This is a genomic window from Paraburkholderia sp. WC7.3g, assembly GCF_050436345.1.
GTDB classification, from domain to species: domain Bacteria; phylum Pseudomonadota; class Gammaproteobacteria; order Burkholderiales; family Burkholderiaceae; genus Paraburkholderia; species Paraburkholderia podalyriae.
The window spans coordinates 2958164-2975503 of record NZ_JBNDMA010000002.1; the positions used below are offsets into that span (position 1 = coordinate 2958164).

Sequence of the window (17340 nt, forward strand, 5' to 3'; positions counted from 1 at the left end):
CCGCTATTTTCATGCCTATCGCGACGCGCGCCGCGACGAACGCACCCACTGCGCCGCCGATCCACCAGCGCAACCAGCAGCAGGCCGAGCCCGGGCCGAGATTCGAGCCGACCGCTGCGGCCTGCTTGGCGATCAGCGGATAGCGATCGCCATCCGGACCATGCCGAAGGTATTGCCGATACCCGCCATCTTCGTATTCGACAGCCCCTTGGGGCCTGAATGAAGCAGACCGAAGCGACCGGATACAGCAGCGTGACGACGTAGATCGCCAGCACGAAGATGGTCAGGTTGATCACCGTGTGATTGATGACTTCCATCCCTGCTCTCCTTTATGACCTGCGCGCGACTTCGCCATCGCGGGACAGAAACGTGGCCGCGACGATATCGTCGGAGAGAGCAATGTTCAGCGCGCCTTCCTTCGTGACGATCAGATTCAGGAAGTCGAGCAGATTGTGCGCGTAGAGCGACGACGCGTCGGCCGCGACCATCGACGGGACGTTCGTGTAGCCGACGAGCGCCACGCCGTGCTTCGTCACGACCCAGTCCGCTTCGTTCAGCGGGCAGTTGCCGCCGCGCCGGCCTTCATATTCGGCGCCACATCCCGCCGCGATGGTCCGTTGTGCCGTCTGTGGGCGCTATGTAGCGCTTGTCGTCAGCGACGCGACGGCATCGGGAATGTTCGGCAAAATGCTAGCCCCTTCCGAAACCGTCAGAAAACGGCATGTCGTTACTGGTGTGTGCGGTTGCCGTGGGCATAGCGCGCACCGGCAAACGCGGGAGCAAAGCCGTCCCGAACTGAGCAACGAACGCGTCCGCTACCCGTCCCCGAAAATTCCGCTTTGTTCCCGCGAGAGCCGTCCGTCATGTGGGGGCAAACGTGGGGGCAAAATCGGCCCCAAACGAAAAAGGCTCTCAGAGCCGAAGCCATGAGAGCCTTATATCCGTTGGTCGGGGCGAGAGGATTTGAACCTCCGACCACCTGCACCCCATGCAGAAGTTGCCCGTCTAACCGTCATGCGACAGCCTGGACTCCCGGGGGTGTGATCGACATGACGGTCGCAGACACCCCCGCGCAGTACTGCGACCAATGCTCCATCATCTTTCGGCGCCTTTCGAGCATGTCTCCTCGCTGATATGCGCGCCTCGCCTTGTTGCCGGTCTTGTGGGCGATCGCCTTGTCGGCAAGTACTTCGGGATACTCACCATATTCCTCGGCCCAGTCCTGAAATGTCGAGCGAAAGCCGTGCACTGTGATCTCTGAATATCCCATACCATCGAGCAATTCGAGCATCGCCATGTTCGAGAGCGGCGCCCCCTTCTTGTCGCCGGGGAAGAGATAACCATACCTGGCCGTCTGCATAGCCTTCTTCACGAGTTCGCAGGCGATATCACACAATGGCACACGGTGAGGAAGGCCCATCTTCATTCGCTCGCCGGGGATCGTCCAGATCTTGTGGCGTAGATCGAATTCCTCGGGCCGCGCTCCCCGGATCTCGTTCGTACGGCAGACAGTCAAGATCACCAGATGCAACATTACTGCTGAGCGTGAACCCTCTTCTTCCTTCGCCTCAAGCTTCGGCATGAACTCAGGTATATCCGCCCACGGAAGAGCCGGGAAGTGTCTAACAGCGCGCTTGCGCTTTGCCAGCACCTTGTCCAGATGACCGCGCCAGCGTGCTGGATTGTCGCCATCACGATGACCAAGCACCTTCTCAGCATCCAGGATGTTCTCGATGCGGCCACGCACGCGGCCTGCAGTCTCGCGCTTGGCCGACCAGATCGGCTGCAGGATACGTACCAACATCGGCGTATCGATATGACGTACATCGACGTCACCGATCACAGGATAGGCGTAGGTCGTGAGTGTGTTCGCCCACTGTTGAGCATGCTTCTTGTTTTTCCAGCTCGGCGACATCTTCTCGATGTATGCCGCTGCGGCGTCGCGAAACAGAGTCGCGCCTTCAGCGGCGGCTTTGCGATGCGCCTCCTTGCGTGCCTCGATGGGATCAATTTTGTCCTTCACGAGTGCCCTGCATCGGGCCGCCTCGGCGCGCGCCTCCGCCAACGATATGGTTGTCGCCGACCCAAGGCCCATCTCGCGCGAACGCCCGAACAGTTTGAACTGGTAGATCCAGGAGCGCGAGCCCGAACTGGAAATCTGAAAGTACAGACCGCCGCCGTCAGCGTAATAGCCGGGATCGACGAGCTTCGCGATGCGTAGCGCCGATAGTCGATGAAGCTGCCTGGATTGAGATTCCGCCATTTCCTACCCCTACTTTCACCCCAACTTGATGGGTTGATTTTGTCGGTACGAGCCGGAAGCAGCAACAAGAAAAACACCCCCAAAACCTCGCTGTTCCGAGGCTTTGGGGGTGTCCGATGGAACCAGGCAGATTTGCCTGGACCGCCTATTGGCGGAGACGGAGGGATTCGAACCCTCGATCCAGGTTTTGGCCCAGATGCTCCCTTAGCAGGGGAGTGCCTTCGACCTCTCGGCCACGTCTCCCAAACTTTCTGTCGCACAGGGAGTCAGTGCGACGAAGCAAAGATAATAGCGGGCCAAGCCGGGAAGGTCAACGTCCGGAGAACATTTTTTGTGCCAACGAGGGCGCCTCGCGACGCAATTTATTCACACGAACGACACAAAACAAACGGGACGCTCTAGAGTGCCCTTTTTCCCGTCATTTACGCCTGATCGAGTTCGAATGCCTTGTGGAGCGCGCGCACCGCGAGCTCCATGTACTTTTCGTCGATCAGCACCGAAATCTTGATTTCGGACGTCGAGATCATCTGAATGTTGATGCCCTCTTCAGACAACGTGCGGAACATCTTGCTCGCGATGCCGACGTGCGAGCGCATCCCAACGCCGACCACCGATACCTTCGACACCTTCGGGTCGCCCAGCACCTGCTCGGCCTGCACGTGCGCCTTCACGGTGCCCGTCAGGATCTCCATTGCACGCGCATAGTCGCCGCGGCCGACCGTGAACGTGAACGCCGTCTTGCCCTCGACGCTCTGGTTCTGGATGATCATGTCGACGTCGATATTCGCGTCCGCCACCGGACCGAGAATCTGATACGCGATACCCGGCTTGTCGGGCACGCCCATCACGGCGATACGAGCTTCGTCGCGCTGAAACGCGATGCCCGAGATGACTGCTTTTTCCATGGTCTCATCTTCTTCAAAAGTAATCAGGGTGCCCGACTTCATTTCTTCGTCGAGCGGCATCAGCGGATCGGTCAGGCTCGACAGCACGCGCGTCTTCACCTGATATTTGCCGGCGAATTCCACCGAGCGGATCTGCAGCACCTTGGAACCCAGGCTGGCCATTTCCAGCATTTCTTCGAACGTCACGCGATCGAGCCGGCGCGCTTCTTCAACAACGCGCGGGTCCGTCGTGTACACACCGTCGACGTCCGTGTAGATCAGGCACTCGTCGGCCTTCAGCGCGGCCGCGACCGCGACGGCCGACGTGTCCGAGCCGCCGCGGCCGAGCGTCGTGATGTTGCCGTCCGGGTCGATACCCTGGAAGCCCGTGATCACGACCACCTTGCCGGCCGCGAGGTCGCGCTTGACGCGCTCGCCGTCGATGTCGCTGATGCGCGCTTTCGTGAACGCGCTATCCGTTTTAACCGGCACCTGCCAGCCTGCGTAGCTGAGCGCGTCGACGCCGGCTTCCTGCAGCGCGACCGCGAGCAGACCCGAGCTGACCTGCTCGCCAGTGGCGGCGATCATGTCGAGTTCACGCGGGCTCGGTTGAGTCGTGATTTCTTTCGCGAGGCCAAGCAGGCGATTGGTTTCGCCGGACATTGCCGAGGGCACGACGACCATCTGATGGCCAGCCTTGTGCCATTTCGCGACGCGCCTGGCGACGTTCTTGATGCGCTCGACCGAGCCCATCGAGGTGCCGCCGTATTTGTGTACGATGAGTGCCATTGTCGTTCTGAACTGGAAGAGAAACCGCGCTGGCGCGCTGGAGACGACCGCACAGAAAGCACCGGGGCGCAACGTCTCGTGAACGGCGGCAAAGTGTGTGGCGGCGTAGATGCAGCACGCGTGCAGCACGCGCGGATTTGCCCGGGATGAGATCGCAAATGGCTGATCGGGATTGAACGGCGGCGACGGATCACGCTCGCCTGCCGGCACTAACGACCGATAGCGACAAAAGCGACGGCGAAATCGGGTCGGGCAAACAAGCTAAAGTACCTGATTAGGGGCAAAAAGACAAGACGCAACGAGCGTTCAAATGCTTCAAATCGGGCCTGCAACGGCCTGTTTTATCGCTAATTTGCGCCCTATTTCAAGATTTCTACATTTGCACGCGTGGCTTGCGCGGCTCTCCGAGCGGCGCTCAGGCAATCAGCAGATCCTCGCGCCAGACGATTTTCACGCGCGCTTCGCGCTCCGGGGATGCGTCGCGAAGTGCCCCGCAATTGACGCCGATCAGCGGCACGAACAACAGTTCATTGCCGATGTACAGCAATGGTACGTCGCGCTTCCATGCGGGAATGCCGCGCTCCTGAAACAGGTTCTTCAGCGTGCGGCCCGGTGCATTCGGCGCGCCGACGCGCAAGCGTTCGCCGCCGCGGCGTGCTCGCACGCTTAGCGATGCTCGTTGCAGGATGCTGACGGGAACGGTGTCGAATCCTTCGTCAGCTGGCGCTTCGGGCGATGCCCCGGCAACCCCGGAAGCAGCGGCCGCATCCACCACTGCGAACACGAAGGTGCCGCGCCATTGCGGCAAGTGCCAGACCTCTTGCCCCTGCCACACGAGTTCGCTGATCTCGCGCTCGACGAGCGCGGTTTCGTCGGCGGGCTCGCTGCTGTCGCCGGCCTCCCAGTAGACGAGTCCGCGATAGCTGCGCAACGCATGGCCCGCATGATCGATGCGCAGACGATGCCCGTCCTGCCCCGCGCCGACTTCACGCAACTGCCGCAGCGCATCCGCGACACGCGCGCTCGATGCCGCGACGAAGCCGAGCGTGCGCATCCAGTAGCGCAGCAGATTCAGCGCGCGATCGTCGTCGAGTGCGAGCAGCACGTCGTGCGCGAGCGCGCGTCCTTCATCGCGCGACGCGCTCTCCATGTCGGCGCGCGCAAGCGTATCGAGCAATCGCTGCGCCGACGCCGCATGCGCGGCCGTACGCGCGAGCGCATCGCGAAAGCCGGGGAAGTGCACCGCGAGCGCCGGCATCACCCGATGACGCAATGCATTGCGCGCATAACGCGTGTCCGCGTTCGATTCGTCGTCGATCCAGCGCAGCTTTCGCACGCTCGCGTAGTGTTCGAGCTGCGCGCGCAGCAGATGCAGGAGCGGCCGCACGCGGGTCGCAGACGCACCCGCGGGCAACAGGCCTGGCGCCATCGCTGCGAGACCAGCGAGCCCCGCGCCGCGCAGCAGTTGCAGCAGCACGGTCTCGGCCTGATCGTCCGCATGTTGCGCGAGCCAAAGCGCGCGAATGCCGTGCGTTGCGCACATCGCGTCGAGCGCGCGATAACGCGCGTCGCGCGCCGCAGCCTCGATGCTCACGCCCGGCGCGCGCGAAACCTCCACACGTCGCGCGTCGAATTCGACGCCGCGTTCGCGCGCAAATGCCTCGCAATGCGCGAGCCACGCATCGGCATGCGGACTCAAACCATGATGCACATGCAGTGCGATACAACGCGAGGCGCCCGCGACGCGCACCGCCGCATCGAGCAGCACGCTCGAATCGACGCCGCCGCTGAATGCGACCGCAATGCGCGCGCTCGGGTCCAGCCCGCGCAGCGCAGCGCCGAGCGCCTCGATCACGAGGCGCTCGGCGGATGAGTCGGCGGTGGTGGTCACGTCGTTAGCGCAGCAAGCGCCGGTGGACGAAAGAGACAGGCCAACGCGCGGGCTTATGCGCCCGGCGTCGTTTCCTTGAATTTGCCGTACGCCATCAGCCGTTCAAAACGGCGTTCGCGCAGGTCGTTGGTGCTCATACCCTGGAACTGGCGCAGCGAATCGGCGAGCGCACGGCGCAGCATCGCGGCCATGCCCTTCGGATCGCGATGCGCGCCACCGAGCGGCTCGTTGACGATCTTGTCGATCAGACCGAGCGCCTTCAGACGATGCGCGGTCAGGCCGAGCGCTTCGGCCGCTTCCGGGGCCTTCGCGGCGCTCTTCCACAGGATCGATGCACAGCCTTCCGGCGAGATCACCGAGTAGGTCGAGAACTGCAGCATCAGCACACTATCGCCCACCGCGATAGCGAGTGCGCCGCCCGAGCCGCCCTCGCCGATGATCGTCGCGATCAGCGGCGTCTTCAGCTCGGCCATCACGTACAGATTGCGACCGATCGCTTCGGACTGGCCGCGCTCTTCCGCGCCGATGCCGGGGTACGCGCCCGGCGTGTCGATGAACGTGAAGATCGGCAGGCCGAACTTCTCGGCGACGCGCATCAGACGTTCTGCCTTGCGATAGCCTTCCGGGCGTGGCATGCCAAAGTTGCGCAGTGCGCGCTCCTTGGTGTCACGGCCCTTCTGATGACCGATCACCATGCACGCCTGGCCGTTGAACCGTGCGAGACCGCCGACGATCGACAGATCGTCCGCGAAGTTACGGTCGCCATGCAGTTCATGGAAGTCGGTAAACAGCTCGCTTACGTAGTCGAACGTGTACGGACGCTGCGGATGACGGGCGATTTGCGAAACCTGCCACGGTGTGAGGTTCGCATACAGATCTTTGGTGAGCTGCTGGCTCTTCTTGGACAGCCGCTCGATCTCTTCCGAAATATCGACGGCCGAGTCGTCCTGCACGAAGCGCAATTCTTCGATCTTCGCTTCGAGTTCAGCGATCGGCTGTTCGAAATCCAGAAACGTGGTCTTCATTGGTTGTAATCCTTGGACTTACCGGGCAGCGCGTATTCTAACCGCGCGCGCCGATGTCAAAACCATTTCTCAACTATCGAAATCATATGCGCGATAGTCTTTGAAACGGCTTCGTTTCCTGTTCTTCTTCAGTAGTCGACCGGCAACGGATCAAGACTACGCCACATGTACCAGGTCGCGACGGTGCGCCACGGCTCCCAGTTCGCGGCAACCTCACGCGCTTCGCTGCGCGTGACGGGTTCGCCGCTGAAATAGTTGACGCTGATCGCGCGGATCAAGCCGAGGTCGTCGAGTGGCAGCACGTCGGGACGCGACAGGTTGAAGATCAGGAACATCTCCGCCGTCCAGCGGCCGATGCCGCGAATCTGCGTGAGTTCGGCGATCACCGCCTCGTCGTCCATCGACGTCCACTTGCCGACGTGCAACGCGCCCGACACGAAATGCTGCGCGAGATCGAGTACGTACTCGGCCTTGCGTTTGGACAAACCGCACGCGTTCAGCTTCTCGAGACCCAGTTTGATGAACTGCAGCGGCACGAGCTTCGGACACGCAGCTTCGACCTTCGACCACACCGCCTGCGCCGACGCGACCGAAATCTGCTGGCCAACCACCGAGCGCGCGAGCGTGACGAACGGATCGCCACGACTCAGCAGATGCACGGGGCCGAACTTAGGAATCAGCTTCTTCAGAATACGATCGCGTTTGACGAGGTCCGCGCACGCCTTGTCCCAATACGCGGGACGCGTGACTTCGGGCGCGAGGCCGCCGATTTGCACCGGCACGGCGACTTCGTTCGCGAGCGATGCGACACCGGCCGCTTCGCCGCTCGCGCTGGCCGTGCTCGCCGAGGTGACCGACACGCGCGTCTTGCGCACGACTTCGCCCGCGTTCGTGTCGCGTGCGAGTTCCTGCACGTCGTCGGCGAGTTCGGCCGGCAATGCGCCATTGGCCTTCGCACGCGACGCCGTTTTCGCGCGCTTCGCAGCCGGCGGATGCGCGGCTTCAGTGAGTGCGCCGCCCTTGCCATTGAGCGAGCGTTTGGCCGCGCTCTTCTTTGCTGCGGCAGAGCCTGCTTTCGACGACGTTTTGTCTACTGCGCCGCCGCCCGCGCGGGTCGACGCACGCGTCGACTTAGTCGCGCCAGCCGATGCCGCGGCTGCCGCACTGGTTTGAGACGCCGCGCGTTTAGTCGGCGTCTTCGTGGCCGTTGCCATCCTGCCTCCTGCCTGGCGAGTCGTTCAAAGGGAAGTACGAGGTGCGCTCACACGCGCCGCCACTCGGTCAACCCGCCGGGTTTGTCTTCAAGGGCAACGCCGGCATCGAGCAATTCGGCCCGGATCCGGTCTGCTGCCGCATAGTCCTTTGCCTGCTTGGCGGCGATGCGCGCGGCGATCTTCGCTTCGATCGCGGCGGGCTCGAGCGCGCCTTCGGCTGCAGCACCCGCTGCCTGCTGCAGGTATGCACGCGGTTCGCGTCCGAGCAGCCCGAGCACCGCGCCAAGCGCGCGCAATTGACGGGCCAGCGCGGGGTCGCGCGTGCGGTTCACTTCGGTGGCCAGTTCGAATAGCACCGACACGGCCACCGGCGTGTTGAAGTCGTCGTTCATCGCCGCCCGGAAACGCTGCGCGTACGCTTCGTTCCAGTCGAGCGCGGCGCTATCAGGCGTAATGTCTTTCAACGCCGTGTACAAACGCGCGAGTGCATTGCGCGCGTCGTCGATATGCACGTCGCTGTAGTTCAGCGGCGAGCGGTAATGCGCGCGCACGATGAAGAAACGCACCACCTCCGCATCGTACTGCGCGAGCACTTCGCGAATCGTAAAAAAATTGTTCAACGACTTCGACATCTTCTCATTGTCGATCTGTACGTAGCCGTTGTGCATCCAATAATTGACGAATGTTTGTCCGGTCGCGGCCTCGCTTTGCGCGATCTCGTTTTCGTGGTGCGGAAACTGCAGGTCCTGGCCGCCACCATGAATGTCGAACTGTTCACCGAGCAGCGTGCAGCCCATCGCCGAGCACTCGATGTGCCAGCCGGGACGACCGCGGCCGTACTTCGAATCCCAGCCGGTGTCGGCCGGTTCCTCGGGCTTCGCCTGCTTCCACAGCACGAAGTCGAGCGGGTCCTGTTTCGCGTCGTTGGCCGCGACGCGTTCGCCCGCGCGCAGGTCTTCGAGCGACTTGCCCGACAGCTTCCCGTAGCCTTCGAATTTGCGTACCGCGTAGTTGACGTCGCCGTCGCTTGCCTGGTAGGCGTAGCCGTTTTTCTCGAGCGTCTCGATCATGCCGAGCATCTGCGGAATGAAGTCGGTCGCGCGCGGCTCGATGTCCGGACGCTCGATGCCGAGCGCGTCCGCGTCTTCGTGCAGCGCGGCGATGAAGCGATCAGTCAGCGCCTTGATGGTTTCGCCGTTCTCGACCGCGCGCTTGATGATCTTGTCGTCGATATCGGTAATGTTGCGCACGTAGGTCACGTTGTAGCCGAGCGTGCGCAACCAGCGCTGCACGATGTCGAACACGACCATCACCCGCGCGTGACCGACGTGACAATAGTCGTACACGGTCATCCCGCAGACGTACATCCGCACGACACCTTCGCGCAGCGGCACGAAAGTCTGTTTGTCACGCGCGAGCGTGTTGTAGATGCGCAGAGATTCCATAGAGAACGGTGCGTGGGCCGAAAGAAGTCCGCATTGTGCTTCATGCGCGTCGCGACCCGCGAAAAGAACAGAACAACGGGTGCATCGCATGCAGCCGAAACCGGCGCACCTCATGCGGCGATCAGGCTGCAGACGAGGCTGCGAACCGGGCGGAGACGGCCACGAGTGGCGAAAAGACAGTCGGCGGTTCGACGGAACGCGCTGACCTTTTGTTAGAATGGCTCGGAGTATAACATCCAGACCTGAGCCTATGAAACACTCCAGTGGCCGCGCGCGCAGCGCTGCGACCCTCGCCACGACTGCGTTTGGCGACGTTGTCGGTAGCGTTGTTGGCCGCGCTACTTTCGAAGCGGCGCGCGCCCTCGCGTGGCGCGTCACCGTCGTTGCCGCGCTTGCCGCCATGCCGCTCGCGAGCGCGTATGCGCAGAAGGCCGCGGTGATGCCGCAAGGCCCCGCTGTGCGTGACAACACGCCGGAAATCGACGCGTCGATCGCGCAGAAAAACTGGCAAGCCGCACTGACCCAACTCGATTCCCGCGTCGCCGCGAATCCGCGCGACGCGCAGGCGAAGTTCAAACGCGCGAACGTGCTCGTGCATCTGAATCGCGACGACGAAGCGATTGCCGCGTTCACCGAACTCACTCAGCTGTATCCCGAGTTGCCCGAGCCGTACAACAACCTCGCCACGCTTTTCGCCAGACAAGGCCGCCTGACCGAAGCGCGCGCCGCACTCGAGATGGCCACCAAGGTCAATCCGAACTACGCCCTCGCGTTCGAGAACCTGGGCGACCTCTATCTGCGTCTCGCCGATGCCGCATACCGTCGCGCGGAGAGCCTCGGCAAGCCGAGCGCGAGGACCTCGCAGCGTCTCGCGGATATCCAGAAGGTGGTGTCGCCGGCGCCCGCTGCCGCAGCCTCGCAGCCCGCCGCCGCGCCGACGAACGAGCCCGCCGCGCACCCCACGTCGAACGTCACGGACAACCCGAGCTTCCAGTTCGGCGGCCCGAATGGCTCGCTCGCGATGCCGCCGTACATGGCGCCGTCGCGCTGAGCGCCGGGCTCCTTGCCTGCCGCACGTTTTTTCCAATCCCGAGGATTTTCATGAAATGGTTGATGTTGGCGCTCGGCAGCGCCGCCCTGATCGCAAACGCGCCCGCCGTTGCGCAGTCCGGTTCGCAGTCCGGCTCACAGCCCGTTCATCCTTCGGTGCTGCTGAAGACGTCGGAGGGTGACATTCGCGTCGAGTTGTATCCTGAGAAAGCGCCAAAGACGGTCGCCAATTTCCTCGACTACGTGAAGGCCGGCCAATATAGCGGCACGATTTTTCATCGCGTGATTCCGGGCTTCATGATCCAGGGCGGCGGCTATACGCAGAGCTTCGTCGAGAAGCCGACGCGCGCGCCGATTTCGCTCGAGAGCCACAACGGTCTGAAGAACACCGCGGGCACGATCGCGATGGCGCGCACCAGCGACCCGAATTCGGCCACCGCGCAGTTCTTCATCAACACGGTGGACAATGCCAATCTCGACTACCCGAATCCCGACGGCAACGGCTATGCGGTGTTCGGCAAGGTCACGAGCGGCATGGACGTCGTGAAGCGCATCGAAGCCACGCCCACCACCACGCGCGGCCCGATGAGCGATGTGCCGCAGAAACCGATCGTGATCCAGTCGGCGACGGTGGTAAGCAAGTAACAACGAACCAGCGAACCCGCGCGGCCGAAGCCCCGAGCGCAACCCACGCCCCGGCGCGGCCTGTCCTCAGCACATGACGACGCGCCGCGCCTTTTATCCACCTGTTCATCAAAGGATTCCATCATGGTTGAACTGCATACGAACCACGGCGTCATCAAACTCGAACTGAACGCCGACAAGGCGCCGAAGTCGGTCGAGAACTTCCTGAACTACGTGAAGGCCGGCCACTACGACAACACGGTGTTTCACCGCGTGATCGACGGCTTCATGATCCAGGGCGGCGGCTTCGAACCCGGCATGAAGCAGAAGCCGACGGCCGAGCCGATCAACAACGAGGCGAACAACGGTCTGAAGAACGAGAACGGCTCGATCGCCATGGCGCGTACCAACGACCCGCATTCGGCGACCGCGCAATTCTTCATCAACGTGAACGACAACGACTTCCTGAACCACTCGTCGCCGACGCCGCAAGGCTGGGGCTACGCGGTGTTCGGCAAGGTGGTCGAAGGCATGGACGTGGTCGAGAAGATCAAGAAGGTCAAGACCGGCTCGAAGGGCTTCCATCAGGACGTGCCCGTCGATGACGTCGTGATCGAAAAGGCTGTCGTCGTCGGCTAAACCGTGAGTGAGTCGCGCCTCATGCGGGCGCCAACTCGTTCGAACTGAAATCAGGCACCTTCAATGCTGCAAGAGACGCCGCTGCGAAGCATCGCCGCGGGCGTGCCTGGCGAGCGCCAACGCCCGCACGCCGCGCGCCCTTTTTTCTTCATCTCCGATCTGCATCTGAGCGAGGCGATTCCGCGCACGGTCGCCGCGTTCGAGCATTTCATCCGCGTGAACGCGGAAGCGTCCGATTCGGTGTTCATCCTCGGCGACCTGTTCGAGTACTGGGTCGGCGACGACATGCTGAGCGAGCCGTTCGTCGCCCATATTGCGGCGCTGCTGCACACGCTGTCCGAGCGTGGCATCGCGCTCTATATCATGCACGGCAATCGCGACTTTCTGCTGGGCAAGCGCTTCATGAAAGCGGCCGGCGCGATCTGGCTGCCCGATCCGTTCGTGATCACCGCGTTCGGCACCCGCATTGCGCTCGCCCATGGCGATGGTCTGTGCACCGCGGATCGCGGCTATCAGCTCTTCAGGCGTTTCGCGCGCAATCGAGTTGCGCAAACCCTGTTTCTCGCTTGGCCGTTTCGCTGGCGTCGCAAGCTCGCCGAGAACATGCGCTCGAACAGCGAGCATGGTCGCACACGGCCGACGTCAATCAAGTATGACGTGACGCCGAAAGCTGTCGCCGCGCTGTTCAGGAAATCGAAGACGGCGACGCTCATTCACGGGCATACGCATCTGCCCGCGCGGCATCACGAGCCGGGCGGCACACGCTGGGTTCTGCCGGACTGGGATCTCGATCACGGCAAGCACCGTGGCGGATATCTGAAGATCGATGCCGACGGGATTCGAGCGATGCCGCTGGATTGACCAACTGGGTCCAGCGTGCGCTTTGCGCGACCGATGCGCCGATACCGATACCTAGCGCTCCGCCGCAACCCCATCGACCTTTCCCTCGATCGCCGCCGACAGCCGCCGCAAATCGAGCAACGCGGCATCCGCGCCTTGCAGCCCTTCGAGGCTCGTGCCGAGCCGCTCGAGCGCATCGACGATTTCATCGATTCGCCGCGCCTGCGTCGCCGCGTGGTCGATCAGGCCGTGAATCGCGAGCGACACCGGATCGTCCGCATTGGGCGTAATGCCGTATGCGCAGAACGCGCTGATTTCGCTGCCGCGCTTGGCGTCACGCGTGACATGGTTCGCCCCCGCGTTCGCACCGCTCGCGGCCGCGGCGACCGACGCCGCCGGCACGATGATCCGCGCCGGATTGCCGACCGCCGTGCCACGCGCGGGCACCGGCTTGGTCACGACCGCGTTCGATCCGATCTTCGCGTCCGCGCCGACCGTGAAGCCACCGAGCACCTTCGCTCCCGCACCGACGATCACACCACGCTCGAGCGTCGGATGCCGCTTCGCGCCGCGCGTCAGCGACGTGCCACCGAGCGTCACACCCTGATAGATCGTGCAGTCGTCGCCGATCTGCGCGGTCTCGCCGATCACGACGCCCATGCCGTGATCGATGAACACGCGCCGCCCTACCGTCGCGCCCGGATGGATCTCGATGCCGGTCATGAAGCGCGCCATCTGCGACACGAAACGCGCGAGCCAGCGGCGCTTCGCGAGCCAGCACGCGTGCGCGATCCGATGCAGCACGAGCGCGTGCAGCCCCGGATAACACGTGAGCACTTCCCATGCGCTGCGGGCGGCGGGATCGCGCTCGCGGATCGTGGCGATGTCTTCGCGAAGTCTCGTGAACATGGCAGGGACTGTGTTGTTGGGGAAAAAAGCCATCCGCGTGAGCGGGGCCGTGCTCTGCGCTTGCGGGGCCTCCGCATTTCGCGCCAAGCCCGACCGCATCGCTGCCACTTATCATGGCGGCAGCTTTGCTTCTAACGTTTCGTGGATTGTAGGTCGATTGCGCGAAACCTGCCGGAAGCCCCCGACATCTGCAAGGTTGTCGTCGGATGAAGGCGGCGCATCGGGTGCGCCGTGCCCGACTGACGGATGGACCGTCAGCCGCTCCGCTTCGTCTTGAGCAGGATGTGCTTGGCGATGCCGCGCACGATATTGACTTCCTCGCGCTCGAGGCCGGAGCGCGCGAAGAGCCGCCGCAGCCGTGACATCAGCTTCTTCGGATTGGTCGGATCGAGAAACTCGAGCGCGACCAGTGCGCTCTCCAGATGCGCGAACATGCTCTCGATCTCGTCGCTGGCCGCCATCTGCGCGCGCGTACCGGCGGATTCGGCCTGCGCTGCGACGGCTCCCGCGGCGGGCGTGCCGTCGGTCGATCCATCCAAGTCGAGATACGCGGTGCGCAGTTCGTAGGCGAGCACCTGTACCGCCTGCGCGAGATTGAGCGAGCTGTAGGCCGGATTGGCCGGAATATGCGTGATCGCGCTGCATCGCTCGACGTCCTCGTTCGACAAGCCCGTGCGCTCGTTGCCGAACACCAGCGCGATCTCGCCGTGCATCGCCTGTGTGCGGGCGGCGGCGGCCGCCGCACGCGGCGTCCATTGCGGCGGACCGTATTCGCGCAGCCGCGCGGTCAGGGCGATCGACCAGTGCACGCCAGTCATTGCATCGGCGAGCGACGGTACCACGTGCACGGAGGCGAGCACGTCGTCGGCGCCACTCGCCATCGCGATTGCTTCGGGATCGTTCTGCACGTTCTGCACACGCGGCGACACGAGCACGAGCCGCGAAAAGCCCATGGTTTTCAGCGCGCGCGCCGCAGCGCCGACATTGCCGGGATGGCTGGGCTCGACGAGCACGAAACGCGTCGACGTGAAGCCGCCGCGCAAATTGGCCACGGCGGGGTCGGAGGAATGGTGGGTGTGATCCACGATGAAACTCGACTGGCTAGGGACTCAAGACGCGTATGGTAGCGCCAACGGGCGCCTGTGCCGAATCAGGCGTACGCGCGAGCACCTGCGCGAGGGCGCTCGGACTCGGGTAAAATACCGCTTTTCGCGTCCGGCGCCGACGGTTGCTGAAGCTTCCGTCGAACTGGCCGCACCGTTCTTATTCAATTCGTCTCCGTCGGCGGAATGCGCTCCGGTTTGATAGCCGGGCTGGCGTTCCGTGCTGTTTTTGCGTCGTTGCGGCGCCCGTCAGCGCAGGTTTCGCGCTTATTTTCCGGCCGGCAGCCGTGCTGCCCCGGCACAAGGATCAGTTTATGCATCCCATGCTCAATATCGCTGTGAAGGCCGCGCGCCGCGCAGCTCAGATCATCACCCGCGCATCGCTCGATCTCGACCTGCTCCAGGTCAGCAAGAAGCAGCACAACGATTTCGTCACGGAGGTCGACAAAGCGTCCGAAGCGGCGATCATCGAAACGCTGAAGACCGCCTATCCCGATCACGCCATCCTCGCCGAAGAGTCGGGCAAGTCGAACGACAATTCCGAATACCAGTGGATCATCGATCCGCTCGACGGCACCACCAACTTCATCCACGGCTTCCCATACTACTGCGTGTCGATCGCGCTCGCGCATAAGGGCATCGTCACGCAGGCCGTCGTCTACGACCCGAACCGCAACGATCTGTTCACCGCATCGCGGGGCCGTGGCGCGTTCGTCAACGATCGCCGCCTCCGCGTCGCCAAGCGTGACCGCCTCGCCGACTGCCTGATCGGCACCGGCTTCCCGTTCCGCGCGCAGGACAGCCTCGAATCGTACGGCCGTCAGTTCGCCACAATGACCGAAGCCTGCGCGGGCCTGCGCCGTCCGGGCGCCGCCGCGCTCGATCTGGCCAATGTCGCGGCCGGTCGCATGGACGGCTTCTTCGAACAGGGCCTGAGCGCATGGGACGTCGCGGCGGGCAGCCTGCTGATCACCGAAGCCGGCGGTCTGGTCGGCAACTACACCGGTGATTCGGAGTTCCTGCATGTCGGCGAAGTCGTCGCGGGCAATCCGAAGATCTACGCGCAGATGATTCCGATCCTGTCGCGCTACAGCCGCACGCATCAGCAATCAGCGTAAGCCGCGCCGCCGCGCACGGTCCGCGGCAACGTCGACGGTTGGACAGAAAAGCGGCTTCGGCCGCTTTTTTGTTGGCGGCGCTGCAGTGGGCGGGCCTTCGTGCTACAAAGCGGGAGTGATTGGGGCGGACCCGGCCGGGATCGTTCCCTGCTCCATGCCGCTTTGACCCTGCCCGACTTCCGCCCCGGGCGCAGCCTCCCGCCTGCCCCATGAAAAAAGGCTTCCATACGATCATCGCGGCACAGTTCGTTTCGTCGCTGGCCGACAACGCGCTGTTGATCGCAGCCATCGCCCTGCTTTCCGTGATTCGCTCGGCCGCGTGGGTCACGCCGCTGCTGCAGATCTTCTTCACGATCTCGTACGTGCTGCTCGCGCCGTTCGTCGGCGCGTTCGCCGATTCGATGCAGAAGCGCCACGTGATGTTCATCTCCAACGCACTGAAGGCGAGCGGCTGCCTGATGATGATCGTCGGCGTTCATCCGATGATCGCCTACGGCGTGGTCGGTTTCGGCGCGGCCGCGTATTCGCCCGCCAAGTACGGCATTCTCACCGAGTTGCTGCCCGCCGAGAAGCTCGTGAAGGCGAACGCGTGGCTCGAATCGGCAACGGTGCTGTCGACGATCGTCGGCACGATGCTCGGCGGTGCGCTGATCAGCACCGTCGTCGAGCATTTCGTCACGCGCGTGCACGTGCCGCTGATCCGCTCGGCCGCCGATCTCGCGATGGGCGCGGTCATGCTCACCTACGCGATCGCCGCTGCGATCAACATCTTCATTCCGGATACCGGCGCGCGCTATCCGAACCGGCTGACCGAGCCGAATAAGCTGATCGGCGATTTCCATCACTGCTTCCGCGTGCTGTGGGCCGACAAGCTCGCGCAGATCGCGCTGTGGGTGACCACGCTGATGTGGGGCGCCGCGGTGACGATGCAGCTGCTGGTGCTCAAATGGGCGAACGTGAACCTCGGGCTGTCGTTGTCGAAGGCCGCCGTGATGCAAGGCGTGACCGGCTTTGGCATCGCGATCGGCGCGGCGGTCGCTGCCGCGCTGATTCCGCTGCGCAGTTCGCTGAAGGTTTTGCCGGTCGGCGTGCTGACGGGCGCGGTGGCGATCGCGATGGCTTTCTACAACAAGGACCTGTTCCCGCCGGGCGCTGGCCTGCGCTTCGGCACGCACGTCGCGCACTACTACATCCTGCTCGCCTATCCGCTGATGATCGTGCTCGGCGCGTTGTCGGGCTTTTTCATCGTGCCGATGAACGCGATCCTGCAGCATCGCGGCGCGACGCTGCTGTCGGCCGGTCACTCGATCGCCGTGCAGAATTTCAACCAGAATCTCGCGGTGCTGCTGATGCTCGGCATGTACGCGCTGCTGCTCACGGCGAAGATGCCCGCGCAGTGGATCATCGTCGTGTTCGGCAGCTTCGTCACGCTGCTGATGTGGCTCGCGAAGCGCCGCAGCGCCTCGAACGAACGCAGGGTGAACATGCGGGCGATGATCGAGGAATGATGCACCACGGTACTCCAGCCACGACAGTGCGAGGCGCG

15 protein-coding genes, 1 tRNA gene and 2 pseudogenes are annotated in these 17340 nt (G+C 63.4%); 6 read left to right on the top strand and 12 right to left on the bottom strand.

Features of this window, described 5'->3' with window-relative positions:
* Positions 1–22: 22 nt before the first annotated feature.
* The 9 genes and pseudogenes from OKW43_RS24965 to cysS all read right to left on the bottom strand — a co-directional run.
* Positions 23–272: pseudogene (locus OKW43_RS24965) on the bottom strand (NAD(P)(+) transhydrogenase (Re/Si-specific) subunit beta); the annotation flags it as partial.
* A 57-nt stretch (positions 273–329) separates the two neighbouring features.
* Positions 330–611, bottom strand: a pseudogene (locus OKW43_RS24970) (NAD(P)(+) transhydrogenase (Re/Si-specific) subunit alpha); the annotation flags it as partial.
* Positions 612–1012: 401 nt separating this feature from the next.
* Complete coding sequence (locus tag OKW43_RS24975; protein WP_187633154.1) at positions 1013–2263, bottom strand: tyrosine-type recombinase/integrase; 1251 nt, start codon at positions 2261–2263, stop codon at positions 1013–1015.
* A 149-nt stretch (positions 2264–2412) separates the two neighbouring features.
* Positions 2413–2506: transfer RNA gene (locus tag OKW43_RS24980), tRNA-Ser, on the bottom strand.
* Between the two features lie 179 nt (positions 2507–2685).
* Positions 2686–3936 (bottom strand): aspartate kinase, encoded by a 1251-nt coding sequence (locus OKW43_RS24985; RefSeq protein WP_187633155.1) that lies wholly within the window; start codon positions 3934–3936, stop codon positions 2686–2688.
* Between the two features lie 415 nt (positions 3937–4351).
* Positions 4352–5827, bottom strand: a complete 1476-nt coding sequence (tilS, locus tag OKW43_RS24990) for a tRNA lysidine(34) synthetase TilS (RefSeq protein WP_187633156.1) — start codon at positions 5825–5827, stop codon at positions 4352–4354.
* A gap of 53 nt (positions 5828–5880) precedes the next feature.
* Positions 5881–6852, bottom strand: a complete 972-nt coding sequence (locus OKW43_RS24995) for an acetyl-CoA carboxylase carboxyltransferase subunit alpha (protein ID WP_187633157.1) — start codon at positions 6850–6852, stop codon at positions 5881–5883.
* Between the two features lie 128 nt (positions 6853–6980).
* Entirely contained in the window at positions 6981–8066 is a 1086-nt protein-coding gene (locus OKW43_RS25000; protein WP_187633158.1) for a DNA-3-methyladenine glycosylase family protein, read from the bottom strand.
* Between the two features lie 47 nt (positions 8067–8113).
* On the bottom strand, positions 8114–9511 hold the full coding sequence (gene cysS, locus OKW43_RS25005) for a cysteine--tRNA ligase (RefSeq protein WP_187633159.1): 1398 nt from the start codon (positions 9509–9511) through the stop codon (positions 8114–8116).
* Between the two features lie 250 nt (positions 9512–9761).
* On the opposite strand from cysS, the gene OKW43_RS25010 reads away from it, so the two are divergent.
* From OKW43_RS25010 to OKW43_RS25025, 4 genes are all read left to right on the top strand, one after another.
* A complete protein-coding gene (locus tag OKW43_RS25010; protein ID WP_187633160.1) occupies positions 9762–10562 on the top strand; it encodes a tetratricopeptide repeat protein in 801 nt (266 codons plus the stop codon).
* Between the two features lie 50 nt (positions 10563–10612).
* Positions 10613–11206 carry a peptidylprolyl isomerase gene (locus tag OKW43_RS25015; protein WP_187633161.1) on the top strand — a complete coding sequence of 198 codons (594 nt, stop codon included), beginning with the start codon at positions 10613–10615 and terminating at the stop codon, positions 11204–11206.
* Between the two features lie 123 nt (positions 11207–11329).
* Positions 11330–11824 (top strand): peptidylprolyl isomerase, encoded by a 495-nt coding sequence (locus tag OKW43_RS25020; RefSeq protein WP_187633162.1) that lies wholly within the window; start codon positions 11330–11332, stop codon positions 11822–11824.
* A 63-nt stretch (positions 11825–11887) separates the two neighbouring features.
* Positions 11888–12685: a UDP-2,3-diacylglucosamine diphosphatase gene (locus OKW43_RS25025; RefSeq protein ID WP_187633163.1), complete on the top strand. Its 798-nt coding sequence runs from the start codon at positions 11888–11890 to the stop codon at positions 12683–12685.
* A gap of 51 nt (positions 12686–12736) precedes the next feature.
* Here OKW43_RS25025 and cysE read toward each other — a convergent pair whose 3' ends face one another.
* The 3 genes from cysE to OKW43_RS25040 all read right to left on the bottom strand — a co-directional run bounded on the left by cysE (position 12737) and on the right by OKW43_RS25040 (position 14996).
* Entirely contained in the window at positions 12737–13573 is an 837-nt protein-coding gene (gene cysE / locus OKW43_RS25030; protein WP_187633164.1) for a serine O-acetyltransferase, read from the bottom strand.
* A gap of 254 nt (positions 13574–13827) precedes the next feature.
* A complete protein-coding gene (locus tag OKW43_RS25035; RefSeq protein WP_187633165.1) occupies positions 13828–14658 on the bottom strand; it encodes an RNA methyltransferase in 831 nt (276 codons plus the stop codon).
* A 182-nt stretch (positions 14659–14840) separates the two neighbouring features.
* Positions 14841–14996 (bottom strand): hypothetical protein, encoded by a 156-nt coding sequence (locus tag OKW43_RS25040; RefSeq protein ID WP_187633166.1) that lies wholly within the window; start codon positions 14994–14996, stop codon positions 14841–14843.
* Between OKW43_RS25040 and OKW43_RS25045 the strand changes: the two genes are divergently transcribed.
* Together OKW43_RS25045 and lplT are read left to right on the top strand one after the other, a co-directional pair.
* Positions 14991–15794: an inositol monophosphatase family protein gene (locus OKW43_RS25045; RefSeq protein WP_187633167.1), complete on the top strand. Its 804-nt coding sequence runs from the start codon at positions 14991–14993 to the stop codon at positions 15792–15794. The genes OKW43_RS25040 and OKW43_RS25045 overlap by 6 nt on opposite strands.
* 209 nt (positions 15795–16003) lie before the next feature.
* The gene (gene lplT / locus OKW43_RS25050) at positions 16004–17302 is read left to right on the top strand and encodes a lysophospholipid transporter LplT (RefSeq protein WP_187633168.1); all 1299 of its coding nucleotides are present in this window, start codon (positions 16004–16006) and stop codon (positions 17300–17302) included.
* Positions 17303–17340: the final 38 nt, after the last annotated feature.

Excerpts from the sequence above, each read along its gene's own strand:
- OKW43_RS25040 (WP_187633166.1), bottom strand. The coding sequence starts at position 14,996 with ATGCATAAACTGATCCTTGTGCCGGGGCAGCACGGCTGCCGGCCGGAA.
- OKW43_RS25020 (WP_187633162.1), top strand. The coding sequence starts at position 11,330 with ATGGTTGAACTGCATACGAACCACGGCGTCATCAAACTCGAACTGAAC.
- OKW43_RS25010 (WP_187633160.1), top strand. The coding sequence starts at position 9,762 with ATGAAACACTCCAGTGGCCGCGCGCGCAGCGCTGCGACCCTCGCCACG.
- OKW43_RS24995 (WP_187633157.1), bottom strand. The coding sequence starts at position 6,852 with ATGAAGACCACGTTTCTGGATTTCGAACAGCCGATCGCTGAACTCGAA.
- OKW43_RS24975 (WP_187633154.1), bottom strand. The coding sequence starts at position 2,263 with ATGGCGGAATCTCAATCCAGGCAGCTTCATCGACTATCGGCGCTACGC.
- cysE (WP_187633164.1), bottom strand. The coding sequence starts at position 13,573 with ATGTTCACGAGACTTCGCGAAGACATCGCCACGATCCGCGAGCGCGAT.
- cysS (WP_187633159.1), bottom strand. The coding sequence starts at position 9,511 with ATGGAATCTCTGCGCATCTACAACACGCTCGCGCGTGACAAACAGACT.
- OKW43_RS25025 (WP_187633163.1), top strand. The coding sequence starts at position 11,888 with ATGCTGCAAGAGACGCCGCTGCGAAGCATCGCCGCGGGCGTGCCTGGC.
- OKW43_RS24985 (WP_187633155.1), bottom strand. The coding sequence starts at position 3,936 with ATGGCACTCATCGTACACAAATACGGCGGCACCTCGATGGGCTCGGTC.
- OKW43_RS25000 (WP_187633158.1), bottom strand. The coding sequence starts at position 8,066 with ATGGCAACGGCCACGAAGACGCCGACTAAACGCGCGGCGTCTCAAACC.
- OKW43_RS25045 (WP_187633167.1), top strand. The coding sequence starts at position 14,991 with ATGCATCCCATGCTCAATATCGCTGTGAAGGCCGCGCGCCGCGCAGCT.
- lplT (WP_187633168.1), top strand. The coding sequence starts at position 16,004 with ATGAAAAAAGGCTTCCATACGATCATCGCGGCACAGTTCGTTTCGTCG.
- OKW43_RS25015 (WP_187633161.1), top strand. The coding sequence starts at position 10,613 with ATGAAATGGTTGATGTTGGCGCTCGGCAGCGCCGCCCTGATCGCAAAC.